The sequence below is a fragment of the Methanosarcina acetivorans C2A genome, assembly GCF_000007345.1.
GTDB lineage: Archaea > Halobacteriota > Methanosarcinia > Methanosarcinales > Methanosarcinaceae > Methanosarcina > Methanosarcina acetivorans.
Map to the genome: position 1 here is coordinate 2,766,449 of NC_003552.1, position 23,476 is coordinate 2,789,924.

At 42.8% G+C, this 23,476-nt stretch carries 22 protein-coding genes and 1 pseudogene; 8 read left to right on the plus strand and 15 right to left on the minus strand.

Features of this window, described 5'->3' with window-relative positions; translation table 11 throughout:
* Positions 1–16: 16 nt before the first annotated feature.
* Entirely contained in the window at positions 17–499 is a 483-nt protein-coding gene (locus MA_RS11665) for a hypothetical protein (RefSeq protein ID WP_011022230.1), read from the plus strand.
* Between the two features lie 78 nt (positions 500–577).
* Here MA_RS11665 and MA_RS11670 read toward each other — a convergent pair whose 3' ends face one another.
* Positions 578–1,645: a lysylphosphatidylglycerol synthase transmembrane domain-containing protein gene (locus tag MA_RS11670; protein ID WP_011022231.1), complete on the minus strand. Its 1,068-nt coding sequence runs from the start codon at positions 1,643–1,645 to the stop codon at positions 578–580.
* Between the two features lie 224 nt (positions 1,646–1,869).
* Between MA_RS11670 and MA_RS11675 the strand changes: the two genes are divergently transcribed.
* The gene (locus MA_RS11675; protein ID WP_011022232.1) at positions 1,870–2,142 is read left to right on the plus strand and encodes a DUF1294 domain-containing protein; all 273 of its coding nucleotides are present in this window, start codon (positions 1,870–1,872) and stop codon (positions 2,140–2,142) included.
* Positions 2,143–2,544: 402 nt separating this feature from the next.
* Positions 2,545–3,651 (plus strand): inositol-3-phosphate synthase, encoded by a 1,107-nt coding sequence (locus MA_RS11680; protein WP_048065345.1) that lies wholly within the window; start codon positions 2,545–2,547, stop codon positions 3,649–3,651.
* Between the two features lie 623 nt (positions 3,652–4,274).
* On the opposite strand, the gene MA_RS29390 is transcribed toward MA_RS11680, so the two are convergent.
* The 5 genes from MA_RS29390 to MA_RS11695 all read right to left on the minus strand — a co-directional run bounded on the left by MA_RS29390 (position 4,275) and on the right by MA_RS11695 (position 7,286).
* Positions 4,275–4,916: a DUF2252 family protein gene (locus tag MA_RS29390; RefSeq protein ID WP_052279158.1), complete on the minus strand. Its 642-nt coding sequence runs from the start codon at positions 4,914–4,916 to the stop codon at positions 4,275–4,277.
* Positions 4,858–5,229: a DUF2252 family protein gene (locus MA_RS29395; RefSeq protein WP_052279159.1), complete on the minus strand. Its 372-nt coding sequence runs from the start codon at positions 5,227–5,229 to the stop codon at positions 4,858–4,860. Before MA_RS29395 ends, MA_RS29390 begins: the two co-directional genes overlap by 59 nt.
* A complete protein-coding gene (locus tag MA_RS29400; protein ID WP_052279160.1) occupies positions 5,219–5,425 on the minus strand; it encodes a DUF2252 family protein in 207 nt (68 codons plus the stop codon). Before MA_RS29400 ends, MA_RS29395 begins: the two co-directional genes overlap by 11 nt.
* Before the next feature lie 40 nt (positions 5,426–5,465).
* Positions 5,466–5,588 (minus strand): hypothetical protein, encoded by a 123-nt coding sequence (locus MA_RS29405; RefSeq protein WP_281085434.1) that lies wholly within the window; start codon positions 5,586–5,588, stop codon positions 5,466–5,468.
* Between the two features lie 297 nt (positions 5,589–5,885).
* Complete coding sequence (locus MA_RS11695; RefSeq protein WP_011022234.1) at positions 5,886–7,286, minus strand: tetratricopeptide repeat protein; 1,401 nt, start codon at positions 7,284–7,286, stop codon at positions 5,886–5,888.
* Between the two features lie 916 nt (positions 7,287–8,202).
* On the opposite strand from MA_RS11695, the gene MA_RS26950 reads away from it, so the two are divergent.
* Genes MA_RS26950 through MA_RS11710 form a run of 3 tightly spaced genes read left to right on the plus strand, consistent with a single transcriptional unit; the run spans position 8,203 to position 11,459 of the window.
* Positions 8,203–8,340, plus strand: coding sequence for a hypothetical protein (locus MA_RS26950; RefSeq protein ID WP_157860194.1), 138 nt, complete (start codon positions 8,203–8,205; stop codon positions 8,338–8,340).
* Between the two features lie 6 nt (positions 8,341–8,346).
* A complete protein-coding gene (locus tag MA_RS11705) occupies positions 8,347–8,730 on the plus strand; it encodes a response regulator (protein WP_011022235.1) in 384 nt (127 codons plus the stop codon).
* 38 nt (positions 8,731–8,768) lie between these two features.
* Positions 8,769–11,459, plus strand: a complete 2,691-nt coding sequence (locus tag MA_RS11710; protein ID WP_157860195.1) for a hybrid sensor histidine kinase/response regulator — start codon at positions 8,769–8,771, stop codon at positions 11,457–11,459.
* Positions 11,460–11,739: 280 nt separating this feature from the next.
* On the opposite strand, the gene MA_RS11715 is transcribed toward MA_RS11710, so the two are convergent.
* The 6 genes from MA_RS11715 to MA_RS26250 form a co-directional block, all read right to left on the minus strand.
* A complete protein-coding gene (locus MA_RS11715) occupies positions 11,740–12,906 on the minus strand; it encodes a hypothetical protein (protein WP_226990836.1) in 1,167 nt (388 codons plus the stop codon).
* 246 nt (positions 12,907–13,152) lie between these two features.
* Positions 13,153–13,836, minus strand: coding sequence for a DUF72 domain-containing protein (locus MA_RS11720; RefSeq protein WP_011022238.1), 684 nt, complete (start codon positions 13,834–13,836; stop codon positions 13,153–13,155).
* Between the two features lie 95 nt (positions 13,837–13,931).
* Positions 13,932–14,981: a hypothetical protein gene (locus MA_RS11725; RefSeq protein ID WP_048065347.1), complete on the minus strand. Its 1,050-nt coding sequence runs from the start codon at positions 14,979–14,981 to the stop codon at positions 13,932–13,934.
* Between the two features lie 139 nt (positions 14,982–15,120).
* Positions 15,121–15,588, minus strand: a complete 468-nt coding sequence (locus MA_RS11730) for a DUF3795 domain-containing protein (protein WP_011022240.1) — start codon at positions 15,586–15,588, stop codon at positions 15,121–15,123.
* A gap of 443 nt (positions 15,589–16,031) precedes the next feature.
* Entirely contained in the window at positions 16,032–16,187 is a 156-nt protein-coding gene (locus MA_RS26245) for a hypothetical protein (protein WP_157860196.1), read from the minus strand.
* Between the two features lie 25 nt (positions 16,188–16,212).
* Positions 16,213–16,554: a hypothetical protein gene (locus MA_RS26250; protein ID WP_011022241.1), complete on the minus strand. Its 342-nt coding sequence runs from the start codon at positions 16,552–16,554 to the stop codon at positions 16,213–16,215.
* Between the two features lie 159 nt (positions 16,555–16,713).
* On the opposite strand from MA_RS26250, the gene MA_RS11740 reads away from it, so the two are divergent.
* The gene (locus MA_RS11740; protein WP_011022242.1) at positions 16,714–17,064 is read left to right on the plus strand and encodes a DUF2173 family protein; all 351 of its coding nucleotides are present in this window, start codon (positions 16,714–16,716) and stop codon (positions 17,062–17,064) included.
* A 650-nt stretch (positions 17,065–17,714) separates the two neighbouring features.
* On the opposite strand, the gene MA_RS11745 is transcribed toward MA_RS11740, so the two are convergent.
* On the minus strand, positions 17,715–19,085 hold the full coding sequence (locus MA_RS11745) for an MFS transporter (protein ID WP_011022243.1): 1,371 nt from the start codon (positions 19,083–19,085) through the stop codon (positions 17,715–17,717).
* A pseudogene (gene mmrce1, locus MA_RS29180) lies at positions 19,086–19,920 on the minus strand (MmRce1 family CPBP family CAAX prenyl protease).
* Between the two features lie 480 nt (positions 19,921–20,400).
* On the opposite strand from mmrce1, the gene MA_RS11760 reads away from it, so the two are divergent.
* Positions 20,401–21,009: a uracil-DNA glycosylase family protein gene (locus tag MA_RS11760; RefSeq protein WP_052279161.1), complete on the plus strand. Its 609-nt coding sequence runs from the start codon at positions 20,401–20,403 to the stop codon at positions 21,007–21,009.
* A 198-nt stretch (positions 21,010–21,207) separates the two neighbouring features.
* Here the strand turns inward: MA_RS11760 and MA_RS11765 are convergent, their stop codons facing one another.
* Positions 21,208–23,229 (minus strand): histidine kinase dimerization/phosphoacceptor domain -containing protein, encoded by a 2,022-nt coding sequence (locus tag MA_RS11765; RefSeq protein ID WP_048066330.1) that lies wholly within the window; start codon positions 23,227–23,229, stop codon positions 21,208–21,210.
* Between the last annotated feature and the right edge of the window lie 247 nt (positions 23,230–23,476).

Sequence of the window (23,476 nt, forward strand, 5' to 3'; positions counted from 1 at the left end):
AGGTTGGTCAAAGCTTATGATAAAAGCAGGCAGTTCTTTTTTTCACAATGGAAAACGCGGTACTATCGGCGCTGTAATCGTTCTTAAAGGAGTGCTTTACATGATTACGGTTTCTCACATATTTCGGGGAGAGGGGGACCGCCTGACAGTTAATGGAATGGAACTTGTTGTTACCGGAATTTTGAAAGATTATGATTTAGCCCTGATAGAGCTTCCTTCTGGCACTGCGGCCGAAATCACCGAGTTTGGCAGCCCGGCAGAGCTGGAACTGGCTGAGCTTATCAATGATACCCGTACCATCCATTATTGCAGAGTGGTTAATTCAGGAGCTTCACTGCTTTTCCTGGGTTTCCAATGCCATGATATGCCGGAGCCGGAGGATAGCGGCTCTCCTATCGTGCAGGGGGGAAAGGTGATAGGGATAATGTACTCGGTAACACTTGACACCTGCATGGGAATGGCAGTTTCATCTAAAATTCTCCGCAGCCTGGAAGTATAACGATGCTACGAGTATGAAACCCTAATTTCACATTCGATTTTACTTCTTTTTTATCTTAGCTTCCCTTTTATCTTAGCTTCATTTCCTCTGCAGATAAAAAGCGATAGGAAAACCGACCAGAGTAGGAATCCAGAAAGAAAACACCCTGTATCCGAGTACGACGACTACAGCAACCGAGCTGGGTACTCCAAGTCCGGTATACAGGGCAATCATCGTGCTCTCCACAACTCCGACTCCTCCGGGGACTACAAAAGCCATTTTTCCGAAGAGCAGGGGAAGCCCGTATCCTATAAGCAGGACTTCGAGCCCTACCGGATGCCCTGCGGCTATAAAAAATAAGTAAAGAGTCAGCGCGTCAAAACCTATTGAAAAGGCTGCCAGCAGCGCCGGGAACTGCCAGCCTCCATCATGGAGTATATCAAGGGCTGTAAAGAGCCTGTTTACCGAGTTCTCGGTTGAAGTTGGGGTAAAAGGTCTGCGTAGAAGTCTTGCGAATGAAGATGCTATTCCTAGAGCTACGGTTTTAAAACGGGCCCTGTGGTTTCTTCCCCAGCTTACTGTTGCAACTCCAAAGCTCAGTATGCTAAGGATCAGGAGAAAGGCATAAAACTGTATGGTGGAGAGTTCGTGAGCTAAGAGCAGGTGGACTATCCCGGCTGCTGCCAGTAACGTTAAAATTGCATTATTGAATATGGTGGGCAACGTGCCTGCAAGCCCCGAACCCTCTGCGCTTACTCCGGATTTTCGTACCCAGCTGTAAGTAGCTGCTGCATTTCCTAAAGTACCCCCTGCAAGCATCCCCATGCTGGCTGCAGCGAGAGTTATGCCAGCTCCCTTTAAGATGGAGAGTTGCTGGTTAACTATTGCCAGAATCGAATTTATGAGATACCCGTATCCTATGTAACTTGTAGTCTCGGCAACGGCAGCGAGCAGTACAGCCCATAAAGCCATTGTCCTGATAACCTGAAGGGACGATTCAACCGAAGCAAGTTGGGGAAGGACCAGATGAACAGCCAACCCCAGGAAAATAAGGGTTGGAAGGTAATGGCCCACCCTTAGGGCAGGGGGCTGAGGAGAAACCAGGATTTTATGATTATTGTTTTTATTTTCCGGCACCTGTAAAACTTCCTGTTCGTTTATCTCCATTTACAATCCTCTGAATCCGAATATCCGTTTTCATCTTATTTTGCGTTTTCTGACAGAGCTTTTGACATAAATATGAGATGAGAGCTTTGATATATTGAAATAAATGCAATGAATTAAGGACGAAAGTGTTTCATGCGATGAAGTAAGACGCGATAAAGTGAGCATGAAACTGTTTCCTGTAAATCATCACAGCTTTTAATTATTATTACGGAGAATTCTTTCCCATGGTAGAGACTGTATATATTATTTTTCTCTTTATTTACGCTGCGCTTAATGCAGTTTCATTCACCCTGTACGGGCTGGATAAATCTAAAGCGAGAAAGAAAATTTGGCGGATCCCGGAAAAAACCCTTCTGACTATTTCCCTTTTCGGACCTATCGGTGCCTGGTTCGGAATGATGCAGTTCAGACATAAAACCCAGAAACCCATGTTTAGATATCTTGTGCCGGGGTTTGTTGGAGTTCACCTCCTGCTGGTGCTCTGGCTAAACCTGTAAACCTGTATAGGGGCCTGATGGCCGCATAGAATCGGTGAAAGCGGGCTGGAAAACTGGAGATACAGTGTTACATTAATTTATTTTTTTGTAAAATGTTTTTTATACTATTTTCTGCATAAGATAAGAGGCATCACAGTTTTCATTCCTTATCCTGGATGGGGGGTAATACTCTGGCGATAGGTTTTGGGAACTGTAGATAAATGGGGGACTGAGGAATTTGGATTACCTGGGAATAAAGCGTTCCCGGGAATTAAAATAACCTGAGGATAAAGAGGAACCGGGAAACAAAGACAACCGGGAGATAGAGGTAACCGGTGTAAAATAGTGGGGTTTAAAGATAACCGGGTTTAAAGATATCTTAAACTATTCTTGTACTATTTTAAATTTATTTGGGGAGTTTTAATGGCAGGTAAAGACAGGATCAAAATTGCCATTGCAGGGGTTGGAAACTGTGCAAGTTCGCTTCTGCAGGGGATTGAATATTACAGAAAAAATGAGGATGCAGATGCGATCGGCCTGATGCATCGGGACCTTGGAGGCTACTTCCCGTATGACATTGAAGTGGCAGCAGCTTTCGATATCGACCGGAGGAAGATTGGAAAGGACGTATCCGAAGCAATTTTTTCCCTTCCGAACTGCACAACAGTTTTCTGTCCAGATGTGCCGAGGACAGGCATTGAAGTTAGTATGGGGAGGGTTCTCGACGGCTGTTCCGAACATCTTTTCAATTATCCCGAAGAGTGCAGGTTCCTGCCCGTGGAAGGGGAGGGGGCAACAAAAGAGGAAGTAGTAAGTGTCCTGCAAAATTCTGGAGCCGAGATTCTTGTAAATTACATGCCTGTGGGTTCCGAAGAAGCTGCCCTATTCTATGCCGAATGCGCCCTTGAAGCCGGCTGTGCCTTTATCAACAATATGCCTGTTTTTATTGCGAGCAACCCTGAATGGGCAAAACGCTTTGAAGAAAAGAAGCTTCCGATCATCGGCGATGACATCAAGTCCCAGCTCGGAGCAACCATAGTCCACAGGACTCTTGCCGACCTTTTCAAAAAACGGGGAGTAAAACTCGAAAGGACATACCAGCTCAACACAGGTGGAAACACCGATTTCCTGAATATGCTAAACCGAAACCGGCTTGCGTCCAAAAAAATCTCGAAAACCGAAGCCGTGCAGTCCGTGCTTGCCGAGCGGCTTGAAAACGGAAATATCCATGTGGGCCCGAGTGACTATGTTTCCTGGCAGAAAGACAACAAGGTCTGCTTCCTGCGGATTGAAGGCAAACTCTTCGGAGATGTGCCCATGAACCTTGAATTAAGGCTATCGGTAGAAGACTCTCCAAACTCTGCCGGGGTCGTAATTGACGCTATCAGGTGCTGCAAACTTGCACTGGATAGGGGGAAAGGCGGAATTCTTTATCAGCCGTCCGCATATTTCATGAAACACCCTCCAAAGCAGTATCCGGATGATGAGGCATACCTTATGATTGAAGAGTTTATTGCAGGAAATCAGTAGTAATAGAAGCACTTAACATAAATGTAATAAAAGTGCTCCTAAAATGCAGCTGGTTTTATAATGGCTGATTTTGTAATTAGCCGATACTGTACGGGGCAGGTAAGTTTGTTGAAAAAGGTTCCTTCTGAGATAAGGAGTAATCTTGACTCCTGGAGCCTCTTTTAGTTTACATGGAAATAAACGCCTCCGCCAGCTTATCTGGCGGCCCTTACCATAAAGAAGAAAAACAGATTTGAAAGAGAAATAAGACCGGAATATCATCTCTTTGACCTTAGGATTCTCTTTCAAACTTGCAAGCTTTCACAGAAGTTTTTACACTCCCTCTGTCCCTTTATTCTTTTCCGTCTTTTTGGAAAAGGCCGCTCTCCTGCATCGAGCGGGATAAGAAAGGTTCAAGATAGCGAATATGGTTGAGTGGGTCAAAGATATTGTAATTTAGTCCTCTTGAGAGGGGAAAAACGTGGCGAAAAGGATTGGTGGCTACCGAATAGCAACTCGGTGTTCGTAACCGTGAGAGTTATTTTTAAAATTTTCTTGTGATTTCTATGTGCCTTTCTCAGCTTTAATGCGGCCCGATTTTACCGCCTCCTTCAGTGCCTGATAATCGCGTTTTGTCTGGTCGGCTAGGCTACGGCAAAATCGGTTATCGCCTCACAAAAAGCGTCACTTTTGCCGATGTATCCTGAAATGCAGGCTGCATCCCCCGTTCTGGCGTGGGCTCGGGCAAGGCAGACACTGCACACCTTGAGGTATGTTTCCAGGCCGGGTTCTTGAAGGGAATTCAGGTCAAAAGAGCTCTTCATGTCTTTCAATTGGCGCCAGTAGTACTGGATTCCGGTTTTTGGATCTTCGATCCATCCCAGAAAGATATCACTGGCTGCCTGCATAAGCTTCTGTCCTACAACCACGCGTCGTGCGTTGCCGGCGTAATCTTTTTTCTCGACATAGGGTTCCAGGACCGACTGTCCGGCTTCTTTCAGCTGCAGTATCAGAGCTTCATCTTTATTCGCGCCTTCGAGATGAAATATAATTATAATACAGCGCGTTCCAATGCTCCCAATGCCTCCTACTCGCAAAGCTCCGTCCGAGATCCTAAAGTGTGAGACTAGCCGATGCCTTTCCGCGGGCAGGGTGTTTATGAAATCCCGGTACAGGTTTTCAACGTACTGTTCTGTTATTCCGGCTTTTTTTTCTTCGGGCAGTATCTCACTCAGACGTGCAAGCAGGGGGTGAATTGTTGCGAATTTGCCTTCTATTGTTGACAACCTTGGTGAGCTTCACCATCGTATGCTCCTGCGTACTCTCGCGTGCCTTCCTACCCGCCTTCCGGGCATTTTTCCCGGCTCTTTTTGAGGCCTGCTCAAAGACCTCGAGGACCTTATCCACCTCCACGGTAATACCACAATCCAGGAAGGCAGTCTGGGAAAGACGTTCTATGGCTCTGCCGTAATATTTACCGACAACATTAGCCAGTTTTCGGTTTACCGAATCTCCAAACCCGTTCTCCCTTCCTGCAATCACCGAGCTGGCTGCAAGGCGCTTGAGATCCCATTCCCAGGGACCGGGATTAAGTCTCATCAAAATCGTTAATGTCGAAAACCAGTTTGCGTTCAGGGGTTGCAAAAATGCCGAAGTTTAAAAGGTGTGCATCCACGCAGAGCTGCACCTGGAGCCCGGTCACCGGAGTTGTAGCAAGGTCGGATGCCATCACAGCAGCCGAACCTCGCATGAAGACAAAGGGTGATGCCAGCATGCGGCCGTATTTGATAGGCAAAAGGTGTTCAAGACGGGTCCTGTCCTGTTCCTGAAGCAGGTCAATTAGGTCTGGAAGGATTGGGTATCCAGGTCCCGTGACTGCTGCGGGGCACCTGCTCTTTGAGAACCCTACCCATGTCCCGAAGCTCTTTGGTAGTATTCATCCTGTCATTTACTGACACTTCTAATCCCCCTTAAGTGTAGACTACCGTTTTTCGAACTCATTTTTGGTTACTTTAAGTTGCATTAATCGTCATTTATATATACTGAAATATGTAAACGTTGTACCCGGGCAGAGGGAAAGGTCCGGTTTAAAAGCCGGGGAGAAAAAAATGAAATATTCATTTACGTCTTCTCTGTAAGATCAATCAGTTGAGGAAAAGGAGAGCCTACCTGTAAGCATCGAATTACCTGCAAGTATCGAATTTTCATAGCATCAAACATCTTTAATCATCAAATATCTTTAGGTTGAATACTTTTTATTCCCGCCAGCTCCTCTCCATTTTCTCGTACAGTCCAAGTAAATTATTTCGTGTGACCTTGAAATATGGGTGGTCGGGCCCGTATTCTTTTTCGATTATGTCCAGGGCTTTTTCGTAGAGGTCGATTGCGGTTTCGTATTCTCCCATGCTTTCATGGAGGCCTGCGAGGTTGTTCAGGGTTGTGCCGACATCGGGGTGGGTGGGGCCCAGCGTGTTTTCATAGATTTTGAGGGCGCGAGAGTAGAGAGGAAGAGCTTTTTTGTGCTGGCCGAGGATTCTGTACAGTTCTCCAAGGTTGTTTAAAGTCTTGGCAACTTCGGGATTATCCGGGCCCAGGATCCTTTCACGGATTTCGAGGGCTCGCGTGTAAAGTTCAAGGGCTTTTTCGTAGCGGTTTTTCTGGACATAAACGCCTGCGAGGTTGTTAAGGGTTGTGGCAAAGCCTGCATGTTCGGTTTTCCCCAGTTTTTCCATGATCTCAAGGGAGCGTGTATAGAGAATCATGGCTTTTTCATACCGTGTTGTCTGGAAATAAAGCAGGGCAAGGTTGGTCAAAGTCTGGGCTATCTGGGGGTGTTCATTTCCGTATATCTTTTCCTGGAGTTTCAGGGCCTGACCGTATCTTTCCTCGGCTTCCTCAAGTTTGCCCATTTCCGAGAGAAGCACTCCCAGATTGTTCAGGGTGCCCGCAGTATAAGCCAGGACTTTTCTATTCTCCGGCTCCTTTTCTTTGAGTTTTTCGAGCAACCCGAGGGCGCGGATGAAATGCTCTTCGGCTTTTTCGGGCTTTTCCATTCCCTGATAGTAAAAAGCCATTCTATTAAGCGTCCTGACAGTTCCCAGGTTCTCAGGACTCAGAAACTTTTCCTGAATTTCAAGAGCCCGGTTATAATACAGAAGGGCTTCTTCGGGCCTGTCCATCACATTGTAGAGGATTCCAAGTTCACTGAGCGTGTCTCCGGTCTCAGGTCTGTCCTGCCCTAAAGTTTTTTCCCGGATTCTGAGGGCTTTTAAATACAACTTCAGGGCTTCTTCGAGCTTTCCCATGTACCGGTAAATTCCGCCAAGCCCGTTCAATACAGCTGCAGTTCCCGGAGATTCCGGGCCGAGTTCCCTTTTCGCACTATCAAGCAGCTCTTCGTATATGGGTAAAAGCACTTCCCAGGTTGCAGACCTGTAGAACGGCTCGGCTGCACCTATAAACCAGCTTATAAGTTCCTCAGGCCCCAGCACCTCTTTTGCATGCCTGAAAGCTTCCTTTAAGCTGATTTCATCTTCCGGTGTGAGCAGTTCAGGATCCAGATCCTTTAACCTCTGATTATATCCTTCAAACAGGATCCTGTGGTTTTCTCCCTTTGACTCTTTCTTTAACTCTTTCTTTTCTTCTTCCTTTTTCACGTCTCTTTCCTCATTCTCAATAAAACCGCTTTCAGTAAAAATTTCCGCTTTTGCCGAACCTTCCCTGGAATTAGCCGTAAATCACCCCTCCTGAATGAAAAGCAGAATAATTAAGATCTTTAATGGAACTTCTAACTGGAAATATTCCGGATTGATCCATATATAGGCTACCCCAAGCTATATTAGTGTATCACAGAGATTAAGGTACATTCTTACCATACAACTTTATTCGCTATACCACGTCCTTCTTTTTATACTCGACGCAGTATAGCGATCAAATAACTTAATTCCCTGCCCTCATCCTTTGACTATACCAGTGTAGCTTTTCCGGGTGAGGCCGACTTCATAATCACGGGGGACCTGAATGCTGAAGGCTCTTTATTTGCCTTTTAATTTTTCTTCATTGTTTCCTTTCTTTTCTCTACTTTTCTTTTTTCACTTTCTCCTACTTTTTCTTTTTTCACTTTCTAATTTTTATTCCCATATTCTTCGGATTGTTCCCATTCTTTATAACAGGTTTAATATTCCAATTGCTTTCCATCCTTATTTTTCAAATCATGCATGGATTTCCCTCTCTGACTGCTCTCCTGTTGATCTCCAACTATTCTTCGGGTACTCTCCAGTTATTCTTTTGTTTTCTGGTAATCACCCTTCCTTTTTTTAAGAAAACCAGTTCCATTTACCTGCTGATCCGGCTTTTTCTTGTCAAGCAACAAAATTTTTATATGTATTGAATTCAATTACTGTTTAAATTTTAAATTTTAATAAATTCTGTCTTATCTGGGAAATAAGAATAAGATAGTTAACTTACGTTATGGTAAGTTTTTGGAAATGGGGAAAACGACGGGGTCTTTATATAATTATCTAAGGGAGTCTGCCAAAGATACTCTTTGCTTTTCGCTCTGGAGATTTGGGAGTGTATAATCCACTTTATGGACTTATAGAAGCTCATAGAGATGTAGAAGCCCGCTATATTATCTCAGGGTTCGGAAAAAAGGGTCAATTTGCCAGAAGCATCTGTATTTTGCCAGGTCTCTTAATATATGCAGGTTGAGGGGTCATGGAAATGAAAAGTATACTTGTAGTTGAGGATAGTCCTGTAATTCTGGAACTCATCAGTTTTTTTCTTACCTCTTCTGGCTATGAGAGCAGAGAAACCGGGGACGGGTTTGACGCTCTCAAAATTGCTGAAGAAAATAGGTTCGATCTCATACTTCTTGACAAACAGCTACCGGGATTTGACGGGCTTGAAGTCCTGAAAAAAATCAAAAAGATTTTTGAAATCCGGAAGACGTCTGTAATTGCCCTTATGGCTCATGCCATGCAGGGAGACGAGGACAGGTTCTTAAAAGCAGGATGTAACGGCTATATCTCAAAGCCCATTGATATCGACAGATTCAAATTAATCTTAGATACCTGCACGGGTGGTTACCAGGTATTGTGAAATTTACACAGGTTCTGGTCCTTTAAGGGGGATATGGGATGGAAAATATTTCAAAGTCGCCGTTTATGAAAAAGTCCAATGAACTAATATTTATTCTGGTTCTGGGCTTTATATTTACACTGGTAGCTTCCAACTATAATCTTTTTGAATCTGTCGTATTGTTTGTTGAGGAGTACAACCTTGATGGACTGGGGCTTCTGCTAATTCTTTCGATATATACTTCTTTTGGAATGGGAATATTTTCTCTCGGGAGATGGATGGAACTTGAAAATACCCTCACACTTTACAGGAAAGCAGAAGAAGATCTCAGGGAAAAAGATCAGATGTACCGGGCTCTATTTGAGATGTCCAATGATGCTGTTATTATTTCGGACGGAAAAAAGGTCCTGGACATAAATAATAAAGGTTGTGAAATTTTCGGTTTCCGGGAAGAGAGGCCACTTAATGTTTCTCTTATCTCCTTCATTCCACCTGAGTACCTTTCCGAGCTTCAGCAGGCGCTTAAGGAAACTTTCAAGCAGGCTTCTTCTTGTTTTGAAATGAGGTACCAGAAAGCTGAAGGGGAAATTGTTGATATCGAGGTCAGCCTGTCCCTTATCGACAGAAATAATAATATAATTCATATTGTAGCCCAGGACATTACCGGGGTGAAAAATGCGGAAAGGTTGGAGCAGGAGAATCGGGAAAGGTTCAAAACCGTCCTTGACAACACCCTTTGCAGTATCCTGCTGATCGAAGCTTCCTCCCGAAAAATTGTAGATGCAAATCCGGTCGCCCTGAAAACCACGGGTTATTCCGAAAAGGAACTTATAGGAATGGTCTGCAGCCGGTTAATCTGCCAGGCAGGGGAAGAAAGGTGTAACGTGCCATCGCTGGATCCGGCAGGTGAGCTCTCTGAGAGTATCCTTTTCAAAGCCGGAGGAGACAAAATATCTATCCTCAGAAACGTTGTGCCCGTCTCAATAGGAGGAAACGGGTATTTTGTTGAAAGTTTCATTGACCTCTCCGAACGTAAAAAGGTTGAAGAAGAGCTTCTGCAGGCAAAACTCGCAGCCGAAGGAGCAAACCGTGCAATGAGCGAATTCCTTGCGACCATGAGCCATGAACTGCGTACCCCTCTCACTGCCATAATTGGTTTTTCAGAGCTAATGCTTGGAGAGGCAACAGGCGAGTTTGACGAACTTAACAGAAAGTTTCTTGGGCATATCTCAAACAGCGGAAAACATCTGCTTTCGCTCATAAACAGTGTCATTGACCTTTCCAGGATCGAAGCCGGGAAAATGGACCTTGAACCTGACTTTTTCTCCCTTTACGATATTTTTGCCGATACAAAGAGTATAAGCTCTCCTCTTGCTCTGAAGAAAAATATTTCTATGGATTTCAATGTGGAATCAGATTTCCTTATCTATGCCGACAGGACTCGTTTCAAGCAGATAATGTATAACCTTGTAAGCAATGCAATAAAGTTCACTCCCGCAGGAGGCTCGGTTGAAGTCGTGGGTAGGAGATCCGAAAACAGGATCAGGGTTACGGTATCCGATACCGGGATAGGGATTTCACAGGATGAGATAAAACATCTTTTCAAGCCCTTCAAACAGATTAATTTTGCCCTCAGCCGTGAATACGAAAGTACCGGCCTTGGCCTTGTGCTATCCAAGAATTTCGTAGAGATGCACGGGGGCAGGATCTGGGTTGAGAGCGAACCCGGGAAAGGTTCAACCTTTACTTTCGAAGTGCCCGTAGAAATCCTGAACTCCGGGGAGAAGATGAAAATCCCTGAAATTTGCGGGATAAATGGAGCAAATAATTTCGAAATCCCTGCCGAAACAGGAGAAGCAGGTAACTCCGAAATAGGAAGTCAGACAGAAAAATCCGAAGAAAAAGACTTCGTGGAGATTTTTGAGCCTGAAGGCTCAGACGGTTCCGAGCCTCTTGTGATGATTGTCGAAGACGATAAATTGTCGAGGGAACTGCTCATCTTCACGTTAAAGGAAGCCGGCTACAGGGTAGTCCGGGCTTTAAGTGGAAAACAGGCCCTGTCCCTTGCTCAGAAGTTAAATCCCTTCGTAATCACTCTGGACCTCATGCTGCCTGAGATGAATGGATGGGACGTGCTTAAAAACCTGAAAAAAGACAGTGAAACTGCCGGAATTCCCATACTTCTCCTCTCGATCGATGAACGGGATGAGTGCAACATGGTCTGGGGTGCATTTGACCATCTTGTCAAGCCGGTTGAAAAATCAATCCTGCTTTCAACTCTGGAGCGTTTGAATAAGAAAACGAAGAAAGGGTCTCCGAAAATTCTGATCGCGGATGACCAGGAGGATATGGTTGAACTTATGGTTTCCCTGGTTAAAGAAGAAGGTTACATTATCAGTAGGGCATATGGAGGAAAGGAAGCAATTGACAAGGCATTAACAGAGCTTCCAGATGCTATAATTCTGGACCTGATGATGCCGGAAGTATCGGGTTTTGAGGTTATAAGGACCCTGAAGAAAGACCCTGAGACCGTGGACATCCCTGTCATCGTCTGCACTGCAAGAGACCTGAGTGCCGAAGAAACGGAGTTGTTGAACAGCAATGTTTCGGTCGTGATGCAAAAAGAGGATTTAAATAAACAAATACTTATGCAGCTAATCAGGAGCCTTGAATCAAGGGAAGAGGGTTGCAGGACATGTATCCTTTCGGCACCTCGGGAAGACCGAAGTTTCTGCAAAGCTGAAGAATAATCCTGACAGAAATAAATGGCTGAATTGATCCTAATAGTTGAAGCGATCCTAGCTGAAACGGCCTGAATGGCTGAATCCATCCAAATAGCTTAAACGGTCTGGATGGCTGAATCGATTACAAATAGCTGAAATGACCCGGATAGATGGGGGATCTGAAAAAGAATTTTTCGGATTAAAGGCGCTGGAAAAAAAACCTGCTGGAAAAAATTGTTTGAAAAAGAAAAGGAATAAAAAGCAAAATCCTTTAAGTTAAGAACCAGAAAAAAGGCCTTATCTCTTTTTACCAGACGCCGTTATTTTTCAGGGTAGCCAGAATGTTGGTGAATTCATTGTTGAACCTGCACTTACGGAAATCCGCAGAGCCCAGGATATTTTGCTTTATCGCCTGCAGCCCTATCAAAAGATTTATGTCGTTACTGTATTCAAATTCCTCTCTGGGGGCTGTGATGTTTTCCGCAAGGATTTCAAGGAGTTTCGGATCAAGGTCATCTGTGATATAGGTATCCAGAATCAGAAGATCTGAAATTCTTTTGTAAAAATCAATCAGGTTCTGGTACTCAGATTTCGGATAAGCCTTTGATACCTGTTTTTGCCTGTTGAGATAAATCAGATACCTGCAGATTGTGCTTACAAGAGTCTCAGTGATTTCTTTTTTAGGGAACTCGATCGGGAATCTTTTTAGCATTCTTGCGTTCAGATGGTTATTTTTCTGCATTTTTTCACGGTGCCATATCTCAGGTAGAGCCCTTGCTATAGCAGAGTTAAGGACAGCTGTGACATAATGGTAGAGTGTAATATCCCCAAGCACAACTCCTATGCCATCTGCAAAAACATGGCTTCCGGTCGCATCGTAGGAAGCATGAAGCTGGCAGTGGTTAGTAATAATTATTTTGGGCGTTTTAATATACTGCAGAAAACTTTCGTTTTCCAGCCGGTAACATTCGACAGAGTCCAGTTCCTGCTTTTCGGTTCCTGCTTTTTGTTTTACTTCCATTAGCTGTTCATAAGCCGCAGGAAACTTTGTTTTCAACTCTTCCGGTTGAAAGATTCTGTATTTCTTCCTTATTTCATAGCCCAGGATCTCATACGGCAGCAGAAACCGGTGCTGCGAGGGATGAACGGCAAATTCATTCGAAGAAGAACCATCCACATAAGGATGCATAAGTTCTTTTTCAATACTCACCTGTGCTACGCTTATATTTGTTTGCGGGTTTCCATAGCTGTTGGACGCATCGGTGCAATATTCTCTCGAAAGGCTTGTTTCGCATAAAAAATTATTTTCCGGGGGTACACCTTCAAAAACTTCTATTGAAATGTCTTCAAGGGTTCTAGGTATTTTGCTCAACCTTTCGACAATATCATCTTTACTCCAGAACATATATTCCACTTTGTTTTTCAACTTTGGTTTTATATATAGGGAGTTCCAGGTAATTCTCTTTTCTGCCATCAGCTTCAATCTCAGAAAAAGCTAAAATTTTATTTTGAGACCTTTTGACTTTTGACTGTATGGGATATCTGGATCAAAACTTTAAATATATCTCTTTATATAATAATTTATTCATTAGGTCCCGGTTAACAATTGGAGTCAATTTTTTCCCTGCCCGGCAAACAAATCAGAACTGTAGCCATCACGCTGTGAAATTATAGTCATCAAAACAGCTAATTTTTGAAAATTGGAACAAAATTACCAGGTTTACATTTCGGAAAAGACTTCTAACGCCTTTCTTGCGTTTTCAAGCATGTTATGATTGTTATTAAAATAAATGTAGACTTTTTCCGGCTCAAATACATCGATTTTCCGGGCAATTTCTTTAATTTCTTCCTGCGTATAATTGTAACTGTACCAGCCATCTCTTCCGTGCATTCGCATATAAACGATTTTTCCTGGAAATATCCGGTTCCTGTAATCCGGCGAGTCTACGGATACCAGGGTCACCTTTTTCAGAAGTTCCGCACACAGCTCATTGTTTCCGAGCAATTCTTTATTCCTTATTTCCAGAGCAAACCTTTCCCCAAGCCCTGTTTCTTCCGCAAACCCGAGCGCTTTTGCAGCATCATCGAACTTCGGCGGCGCCTGAAAAAGGTAGAAATCGATCCGATGGTCCAGGGGTTCAAAAAGTTCCCGAAAATTTTCCCAGGTCTCAAGAGCACTTTCCCCGAACTGTCGCCAGTGGGTTACGGACCTGTGGACTTTTATGCTCCACCTGAGTTCTGCCCCCTTCGTGCTCCAGTTCAGTATATTGTTTGAAGAAGGAAATCTGTAAAAACTTGCGTTGAGCTCTACGGAATTAAGCCCCGAGTTTTCCACAAACCAGTCCAGATTTTTCTTTTTATTCCACTCATAGTACCAGCCACTTGTACCCACAAATGCATCCATATAATCCCCTTACAGGTATCGGGCATGCTGATAGATGTAGCTTTTGTCTCTGAAGACTCTGGATTATAAAGGAGTGAAGGTTCGGAAAAGTAAACTCAGGTAATGTAGAAGAGATTCAAAACCCCATGGCAGGTGCATGTCGTGGCTATGAAAAAAGCCTTTTCCTTGGGTTTTTCAGACTTTCTAAAGCTCCTTTCTTCCTGAAGTGTACTTACGAATTCCATGATTTCCAGTATATTCTGTTTGAACTCCTCTCCCTTGAGCCCGCCTATTCCCGGCTTCATCTGGTGGCTTTCAAAGACCCAGCCAGATATGGTATTATTGAGTTCCCTGGAATATTCAGTGATGGTTTTCGGTTTATTTCTCCCGAAGATCGGGCATCGATCTCGCGGTCCCGGACAGCCATCCGGACATATTTCGCCTTCCCTTGCGTATGAAAAAAACAGCATTCCATACTCAGGGTAACTGCCTGCGATTACATCTTCGGGAAAAACTGCTGCAAGAGTTTCGAAAAAGGGCATGAGCTCTGAATCTTTAGGTCGGATGAAGAGTTCATTTACAGGTCTGTTTCCCCCTGAAAGATTTATCTCAGAGATCTCTTTTTCAGGAAGATCTGCCTGGCTCCCCTCATTCCACGTTTGCTGCACCGGGAACTTTAAAATGTCTGCAAGTATATATGCAACTGCATGGCAAGGCACGGCAGGGATGATATTTTCAGGGATGCCCAGACTGAGGAGAAGAGGGATGCTGTGCATATCCATCGCGTAAAAGTAGGTTTCGGACTCCTTATTTTCTCTTTTATTTTCTTTTTTGCTTTCTCTTTTATTTTCGCTTCTACTTTTGTCTTCTGTTCCGGGAAGTTGTTCGGCTACTTCTTCCCGGGGGGGAATTTTTGCTTTTTCCCTCAGGAGATTTACAAGTTCGCTCCTGGTTTTAAGAACCCGGGATTCTCTTGATGCAGGTGCGTTTTCGTCCCTGTCGATAATAAGCACGAAGGGAAACCTGTTTTTCAGGGCGTATCGAAGAAAATCTGTGCCGATTTTTCCACCGCCTAGGACGAGGTAATAGTCTTTGATTACTTGAAGGTTTTTGAATGCTTCCATTTCTAGATGAATCGGTGCTGTTTTATCGGCTTGAGCTGCCATTCGAATCCCTCTAAAATATTCTTCAGACATCAAATTCGTTTATCGAGTAAATTCGATGAGCCATTAAGTGTAGTTACGTCTCAGAGGATTATTTTAAATCCTCATTTTTTCTTCTGACTGCTTCTTAGGTCTCTCTTCATCATGCCTGCTGCCAGTTATAAATAGGCCTGCGGCGCTTGCTCCAGCCTTCAAGACCATTTTTCCTTATCTCTTTGAGGTTATGCATTACCGAAGCTTCGCAGCGGGGCTTTAAAGCCTCAAATTTCTCACAGGTTTCAAAAGTCCCGCATTCCCAGCATCCCTCGTAGCTTTTTTCCATGCAGCACTGAATTATCTGGCAGGGCGCTGCACCGCACCCTCCTGAGGTTCTGCAACCTTCGGAACAGGAGTGGTTCATGAGGGCTTCAAGCACGGTAAGAAACGCATCGTACTGCTGAAACTCCGAACCAAAAGGACTTTTTATACTGGCATAACTCTGAAAGTCTATATTCTCAAGTTCCTCTTTAAGTTGCCCCGCGATTTTACTGTGTTTATTCTGAAAATGGATACAATCAGCGCAGTAAAGGCCGCAATAAGCTGTAAGGTCTTTTTCCTCTTCTCCATGCATATGGACAAATCTGCCTTCCTTTTATATAAAAGGGGTAGCAACGAACCTCCATACCAGGTTCAATTTTGTGTTACAATGTTTAAATCCTGATTGTACACTAATATATTTCCTACTGTGTATTTATTGTATCAACATCCGTTTAACGTATTCTTTAATATAATTATATTTTTATTATGTTACTATATTTATTTATTGGTTTTTGCAGTGATTCTGCAAGGACTTTTGTGTTGTAAACAGTTTAAAACACATAGCACAACATTAAAAAAATATTAATTAGAACTATGAATTAATGGCAAACTTGTCTATTTATATTCACGTTGAAAGTCTTTCTTCCGGAAACTTATTATCTTCTTAAGTTTCGTTCCTTATCATATAACAAAAACAGTATAGCCCATCACAAAAACCCACAGCAGAAGCCGTGAACTTCAGGCAGGATATTTCATTCAGTCTCTTATTGATGCCAGATATTCCGCAGGGTCTATGAGATTTTCTGGCTTTTCTTCCGAAAACCAGTTCCCACCTGGGTATTTTCTATGGGAGGTGACGGGCTTATCCTTCCAGAGTTCAAAATGCAGCATGCTTGGGTTTTTATTCTTCAATTTTAGGATATAGGAAAGAGCGCATTCATCTATTTTCGCACAGTTGAGGACCATTCCCACGTATCTTATCAGCTGTCCTGGACTTACCTGTTCTCCTTTTTGTACTATATGCTCTGCAAGTTTTCCATACTTGCAAAATGTCTGAGGTATTTTCGATTATCACGTAATAAGTGGGGTTCCAGTAAGGCAGGATCTCAGGGGAAGTCATAAGAACTCTCCGAAACGGTTCCTCCTTCAATAGAAAAGACTTCAGCTTTTTCGGGGGTATAAAGGTCGATTCCACAGTGGTATCTGTCAGATTGAAAAGCTTTTCTTTACCGAAATTTAAGTTTTTAACTTTCTTTTTTTCATTTTCAATTTGATACATTTATATAATATTACATCAATTTTTTTGTGTTTATTTATGTATAAATCAGGAACAAGGGAACCATTTTTGTACTGAACAATACACGTGATTTCATTCACGGGTAAATCTCCAGTACAATACCTGATTTAATGGGATACCGAATTTAGTGGGGGTAAATGTATGAGCGAAAAGGAATGTAACCTTTCTTTAGACGAACTTCTGAAGTTTGATGGAGTAATGGCAGCCGGGATTTTCAGCCCGGATGGAAAGCTTGTGGAGTACAAATCAAAGACTGAGATGCCAAAAGTGATGGCCGTGATGACTGCAAAGTTCTGCGGAGCCGTGAACATGATGTTCGATGCTCTTGCCAGTGCTTACACGGAGCTCTACAAAATGAACTGGGTACCCCAGAACAACTGGATGTACAGCGGCGGCGATTGGATAGTTATGATTTCGGGTACAAGGGGAGTTTTTGTAGAGAAATCAAAGGCAGATATAGAGAAGATCCTTAAGGGTCTTGGAATGTGTTAACACCGCAAAAAACCTGGCTAGCCTCTTCAGGTTAGCCAATCCTTTTCCGGTGAAACCGTACAACCCAGGATAATCATTTATCCTGAATTCTCACTTGTTAAAGAAAGAAATATTTTATCGCTGTCCTTTTATACCTTTAACAACATAACATATATTGATCCATAAGGTCAGTCCCAGATCTATGAAGAAGACGTACGAAGAAAGTATGTAACTTAAATAGGTAATGACTTGACTAAGTAGTAACTTAACTGAGTAATGACTTAAATAAGCATAACTTAAATAGGCATAACTTAACTGAGTAAAGAACTACATTAAATTGTGGATCAGACCTTATGGGTCACATCAAGACCCTTTTGACATCTCAACTTCTGTTTCCTCATGTTTTGTTTCCTTCTGTTTTCAGATTACTTATGCTATCAGTACTCGTTAATTTTAATTTCGCAAGAATTTCTGAAACAATAGATATTGTAGGAACAATCTTTAGAACCTGAGTTCCCATATTTTAAGCGCATATGTCAGGTTCCGTAAATCTATCTTGCCAGTTGATTACGGTTTTCAAAATTAAATCCTGAGTTATTGTGCTTAAGTTCAAGCACATAATTCGACATCAGTAGAGTTTTATACGCCTAAAAAGGCAGGTTAGAAAGGCATTAAAAATCCCCTGCTTTAACCAAGTTTACATTACTGCCTTGCACTTCAACCTCTTCTAATCGTTCTATTTTTTTATTTCGCCAGATCAACAAGGCAATCATGGAAATCATTAATCCGGAAATAATGAACATCAGGGCAATTACCCTGCCTTCTCCAACTCCAACAATGAAACCGGCTGTTTCAACCAGGAAACCGTCCAGTTCCAGAGGCGGGTTGAAAACTTTATCCGCTAAAAAACCTGCGACTGCAAAAGCTGCGATGGAGCCGAGATAAGTGACCATGGAAATAATTGACCAAACACGCCCCTGCTTTCTGTTTTCAATATTTTTCCGAATCAGGACTTCAATGGAGGTATTAATAAAGGGCAGGGTGCCAAAAAACATGAAGCCTGCCAGAGTAATAAAAATTATATTTGTTGAGAGCCCGGGATTGGCAAAAAATATGCCTGCCAGGAATAACGAGAAAGCTAATGTTTTAACCTGTTTGCTTTTGCAGCCGAATACTCCGAGAAACAGGCTTCCGATCAGTATGCCTGATGCGCAGATTGATTGAGAGATCCCCACTGTTTTTACTGTTGTCAGGCCCAGCAGCATCGGAATAAAAAGGGATTGAAGCAGCCCGACAAAAAAAAGTACGAGCATGGTAGTGAGAACTAGGTTTACCACGCCTCCATTTTTTGAAAACTCTTCAATGTCTTCCTTAAAGTCGGCTATGATATTTTGTTCCGGATGCTTTATTGTCGTTTTTCCTAAAAATTTTCTTACCCATATAACAATAGAGCTGGAAATTAAGAGGGGGCTGATGTCGATTAAAAAAGTAAATTCAATGTCAATTAGTGTCAGTAAAATTCCGGCTAAAAAAGGGGAGATTAAATATCGAGCTGAACTTGCCAGCTGCACCAGCCCGCTTGCTTTGTCGTATTGGGCTTCGGGCAGGAGGTCAGTAATTAGAGCCTTATAGGCCGGTTCCTGAATAGCTGAAAAAATCGAACTCGCTGCAATCCCGAGATAAATGTGCCAGAGTTCGATATTTCCCCTAATCATCATAAAAAATATAAAGAGAAGCCCGAGCGTTGCTCCCAGGTCCCCGAGGACCATCATCAGGCGCCTGTCGTAACGGTCTGCTAGGATTCCCCCATAGGGTTTCAGGAGGAAGGGGGGCAAAAACACGCACATCAGTATAAAGACGTAGCTTGAAGCCGCACCGGTCTGCTGGTATACATATATTCCTAAAGAAAAAATAGTAAGGTCGGTGCCTATTATTGAGATGAACTGCCCAAACCAAATAAAAAGGAATTTGGAAAAAAGGTTTTCGGGTTCATCTATCTTTTTTTCGAGTTCAACTTTCATTTTTTCGGTTTTATCCGTCATTTAGTTAGCCCCGGCAGCAAGACATTCTTTCGAAAAAAACAGCTCGTTGTCCAAAGTAATGATGGCAGCGGCAACAACAGCGAAAATCAGGGTCTCGATACACTTCGTCGTCTGAGATATATTCAGCATCTTCTGAGAGATATTGACAATAAAGTGAAAGAGGATCGCCGCGATAACACTTTTCCCATTTTTTATTCAGATCCAGCTGATAATCACTCCCAGGGGGATGATGCTTACAAAAAAATTCACCCCATACAAGATGTTTTCGTGGAAAATCTCATACTGGTAAGAATTATTGACAAAGATCAGCGGGAAGTGCCAGAGCGACCAGAGTATACTGAAAATAAGAGATGCCGTAAAGTAGGTGTACCGGCTTTGAAGGCTGTCAAAGGCATATCCTCTCCACCCAAGTTCTTCAAAACCTGCAGCAAGCATAAGAAGAAATAGTACAGGGACAAAGCCTGTTGAAAAAGAGAAACCTTCGGCAAGCTGGAACTGCGAGACCGAACCCCCTAAAGGAAGCGAAAGCAGGATAGAAGCCAGGGCAGAGAACGGCATTATTAAGAAAAATGCCGGCAGTATTATTTGGTTGAATCAGCCTGAGGTTGGTGAGCCGGTTAATAAAATCCTTTTTCAAATCTGGGTTTTTTGATGTAAAGATCATAATAAGTGAGATCAGAAAAGGTGCCATCAGTCCGGGCAGCATAAGTAGCATATACAGCCCGCTTTCATCATCCTGAAAACTTAAATACGCCCCTGCAAACCAGAGAACATAGGTCGCTATAACGGTCGCAGCAAAATAGACCCCGGGTTTGTACTTATTATTAAGAATCATTTTTCCTCCAGATTTTAACTGCTACAGCCTGTTCTTGTTTTTTAATTGAAACCAGTTTTGGCAGCCAAAGCTAATAAGATTGCTCCGAATGGTTTTTGATTTTACTGTCTGTGACAAAAAATGCAAGCAATCGTAAAAATCTGTTTAATCATTTTTAATACATATGCTTTCTTATCCAAAATATCTGTGTTTTTATTGAACGATGACGACTTTTTCATAAACGGAGATAAAGAGTTGTTAAGCTGTGTTTTACTGAATATTATCCCGTCCGAAGGATCAGTTGACCGTGAGAAAGTGAAAATTAGCGAACTATTGAACTCAGTTTTCCTGTTGCTTTTTGTCAAGGAGTCCTTAAACTTTATATCGGTACTTGCCATAGTTTTCTATGCTGCAAATCTATATTTTACGGTCCCTTAAAGACAACCTGCAATTCTTGCAAAGCAAAGCTTGTGATATCAATATACCCGAAGTGAACCGGAAATGAAGCCTGTTGAATACGTTAAATGTAAAGCCTTTCCCTGTTCCGATATCAATAAAGGCGGATATCTTGTGCCTGCTGTAGAAGTCAACCCCGAAAAAGTTAAAGTGGTTATGATTGCCGAAGCCCCTCCGGAGAATCCCCTGGACTATTTTTATGCTTCAGGAGAGCCATTTTATCTAAAAACGACTCTTCAGGCATTCAACGATGCAGGAATTCCCGTAAACAGTATTCAGGAAATCCTGGATCACGGGTTCTACCTGACAACAGCACTCAAATGTGCAAAAACCCGGTACGTGATTTCGGCAGATACGGTAAAAAATTGCTCTCTGGTGCTCGAAAAAGAACTTTCTCTGTTCCCTAATGTTGAGGTGTATATGCTGATGGGAGACGTTGCAATAAAGGCTTTTAACTACATCAGCAGGAGGCTCACCGGAAAAAACACGATTCGTTCGGGTTCTACGTATAAGATCAGGAAGGAACAGTTTTTTTACAATGGGAAAAGGGTTTTTCCTTCGTATGTGCAGACCGGGCAGAATTACCTGATTGAGAAATCGAAAAGAATGATGATTGCCGAAGACCTTGCAGAAGCTGCGAAGTTAATTAAGTAAGCGGTTTCGAATGGGTAAGCAGTTTCGTACGGGTAAGCAGTTTCGTACGGGTAAGCAGTTCCGGATCAAGCTTCCCAAATTCGGGTTTTGTGAAGTTTCGGACGAGCTTCGGGTGTTGTGTCAATTAACCGATTCAGAGCCGATTCAAATCAAAAGTTAAAGGGATCAAAGACAAACTGCTCCGCTTTAAAAAATACGTTATTTTCGTTTTTCCCGGTTTTCACACTTTTCTTTGCTCTCCTGTTCTCTGAATTTTAGCCTGAATTCTGTCCCTTTCCCTCTTTCAAGTTCGATACTGCCTTCAATCTGCTCTACAAGGATATTTACAAGTTGAAGGCCGAGAGAAGAGGTATGTTTTAAATCGAGATCCTCAGGAAAGCCGATTCCATTATCCGATACCGTCAGCAAGAACTCCGAGATTTCACAGTTTCCGGGGTGCTTGTTACAACCCTTCTTCTGACTGCTGCCTGTGCGGTGAAGTTTGATCTGGATTTCTCCACTTCTTCCTTCGGGAAAAGCATGCTTTAAAGAGTTAGATACAAGTTCATTAACAATGATCCCCAGGGGGATCCCAGTATCCATTCCGAGAAATGCGCTTTCCACATCCAGTTTTAAGCGAATATCTTCACTTCCTACCAAGTATGACTTGAAAAGTTCAGTTGCCAGTTTCTGGATATATACTTTAAAATCAAAGGTTTCAATATCCGCAGTCTCTCTGGTTTTATAAAGTTCTTCGTGGATAAGGGACATCGAGATGACCCGGTTCTGGCTGTCTTTGAAAGATTCTTTTACCTTTGGATCACTGAAATATTCGGCTTGAAGGCTGAGCAGGGATGAGATTACCTGAAGGTTGTTTTTAATTCTATGATGTATCTCTTTTTTCCTGATTTCCTCCGTTTTTAAAAGGGCTTCTTCTGCTTTTTTGCGTTCGGTAATATCAAGCATTACACCCACAATTCCGATTACTTCCCCGGAGATATTGCTGTAAATAGCTTTGTGGGAGAGGAAATCCCGTACCTTTCCGTCTGCGCACTTTATTTTCAGTTCATTAGACAGGCTTTTGCCTTCCTTCAGAAGTATCCTGTCATAATAAACGGAATCATTAAGCGTTTCTTCTGAGAACACTTGTGTAAATTCGTAAATGGAGTGCCCTATGACTTTTTCTTTCGGAAGGCCAAGGACATGCCGTGCAAACATTTCATTGCAGCCCTGGTAGATACCTGCAAGGTTTCTATAAAATATGGGAGAAGGGATAGCGTCAAGGATTGTTTCAAGGAAGTATATGTTGTTTTGAAGGTCTTTTTCCGCCTGCTTGCGGACCGAGATTTCATTGAACAGCTGTCTATTTGTTTTTGTAAGCTCAGAAGTCCTTTCTTTAACGAGCTCTTCCAGGTGTTCTCTGTGCTTATTTAATTCTTCTACAGCTTGCCTGCGCTCGATAACCTCTGCAATCACAAAAGCAACGGAGTTTAAAAAGTAGGTCTCAGCCGCAGTAAACTTTCTTTTCTTTGTGGAATGGGCTCCCAGTACTCCGAAGGGTTTTTCCACATCTCCTATAATGACACTCACCCCGCTTACAATGTTGTGGTCTCTCAAGATTTTCGGGGCTTCAAAGCGGCTTTCTTCTGCAAAGTCTCTTACAATTACAGGCATCTTTGAAAAAATAGTGTATCCTGCCTGAGATAATTTTCCTCCTTCCACAACGGCTTTTCCCACAAGTCCTGGTTTCCAGCCGATGCCTGCTTTGAGCAGGAAATTTCCATCGGGGGTAAGTTCAAGGATTTTGCAGAACTCAAGGTCCAGGGTCTTTACAATCAGTTTTACACTTTTATCCATAAAAACCTGAAGGTTTTCGCATTTAAGAGCCATTTTTCCAAGAGTATAAAGAGCATCATATTGTTTTTTTTTGATACTGAGTTTTTTTCCCAGCTTTTTCTGTTCGCTTATATCAAGCCCGTAAATGTTTACAAGTTCCTTTCCTGGCACGGGCTGGAAGTCTATTAGATACAATTTTTTGCCCACCTTAACTTCCATTTTTTCCGGGTCATTCCTGGAAACAACTCTTTTAATAAGGGTTTCCACGGAATGAGGTAGTTTCCCCTCTCCTCCAATATCCCAGATAGACAGCAAAGGCTCAGCTGCCTTATTTGAGTAAAAAACTCTCCCGTCAGTCCCTGCCTGAAGCACAGGATTCGGGTTCTTAGATACTAACTGATCCATTTTTTCTCCTTTTCCCTTCAAGGCTCCCTATTATCTTAGCCTAAAAGTCGGCCTATGAAATCCAAAAATTCATTGCCACCGGGTTAACTGAAAATTATATTTCTCCAGCCTGGCATATTCGCTCTCGTAAGCATCAGTATATAAAAAACACAGTATTATTCGTTACTTATCCCCATTGCGTTGTATATTCTTTTACTCTAATAACTGTTTCCTACGTGCTTTCCCATGCTTTTTCCCTTACTCAACA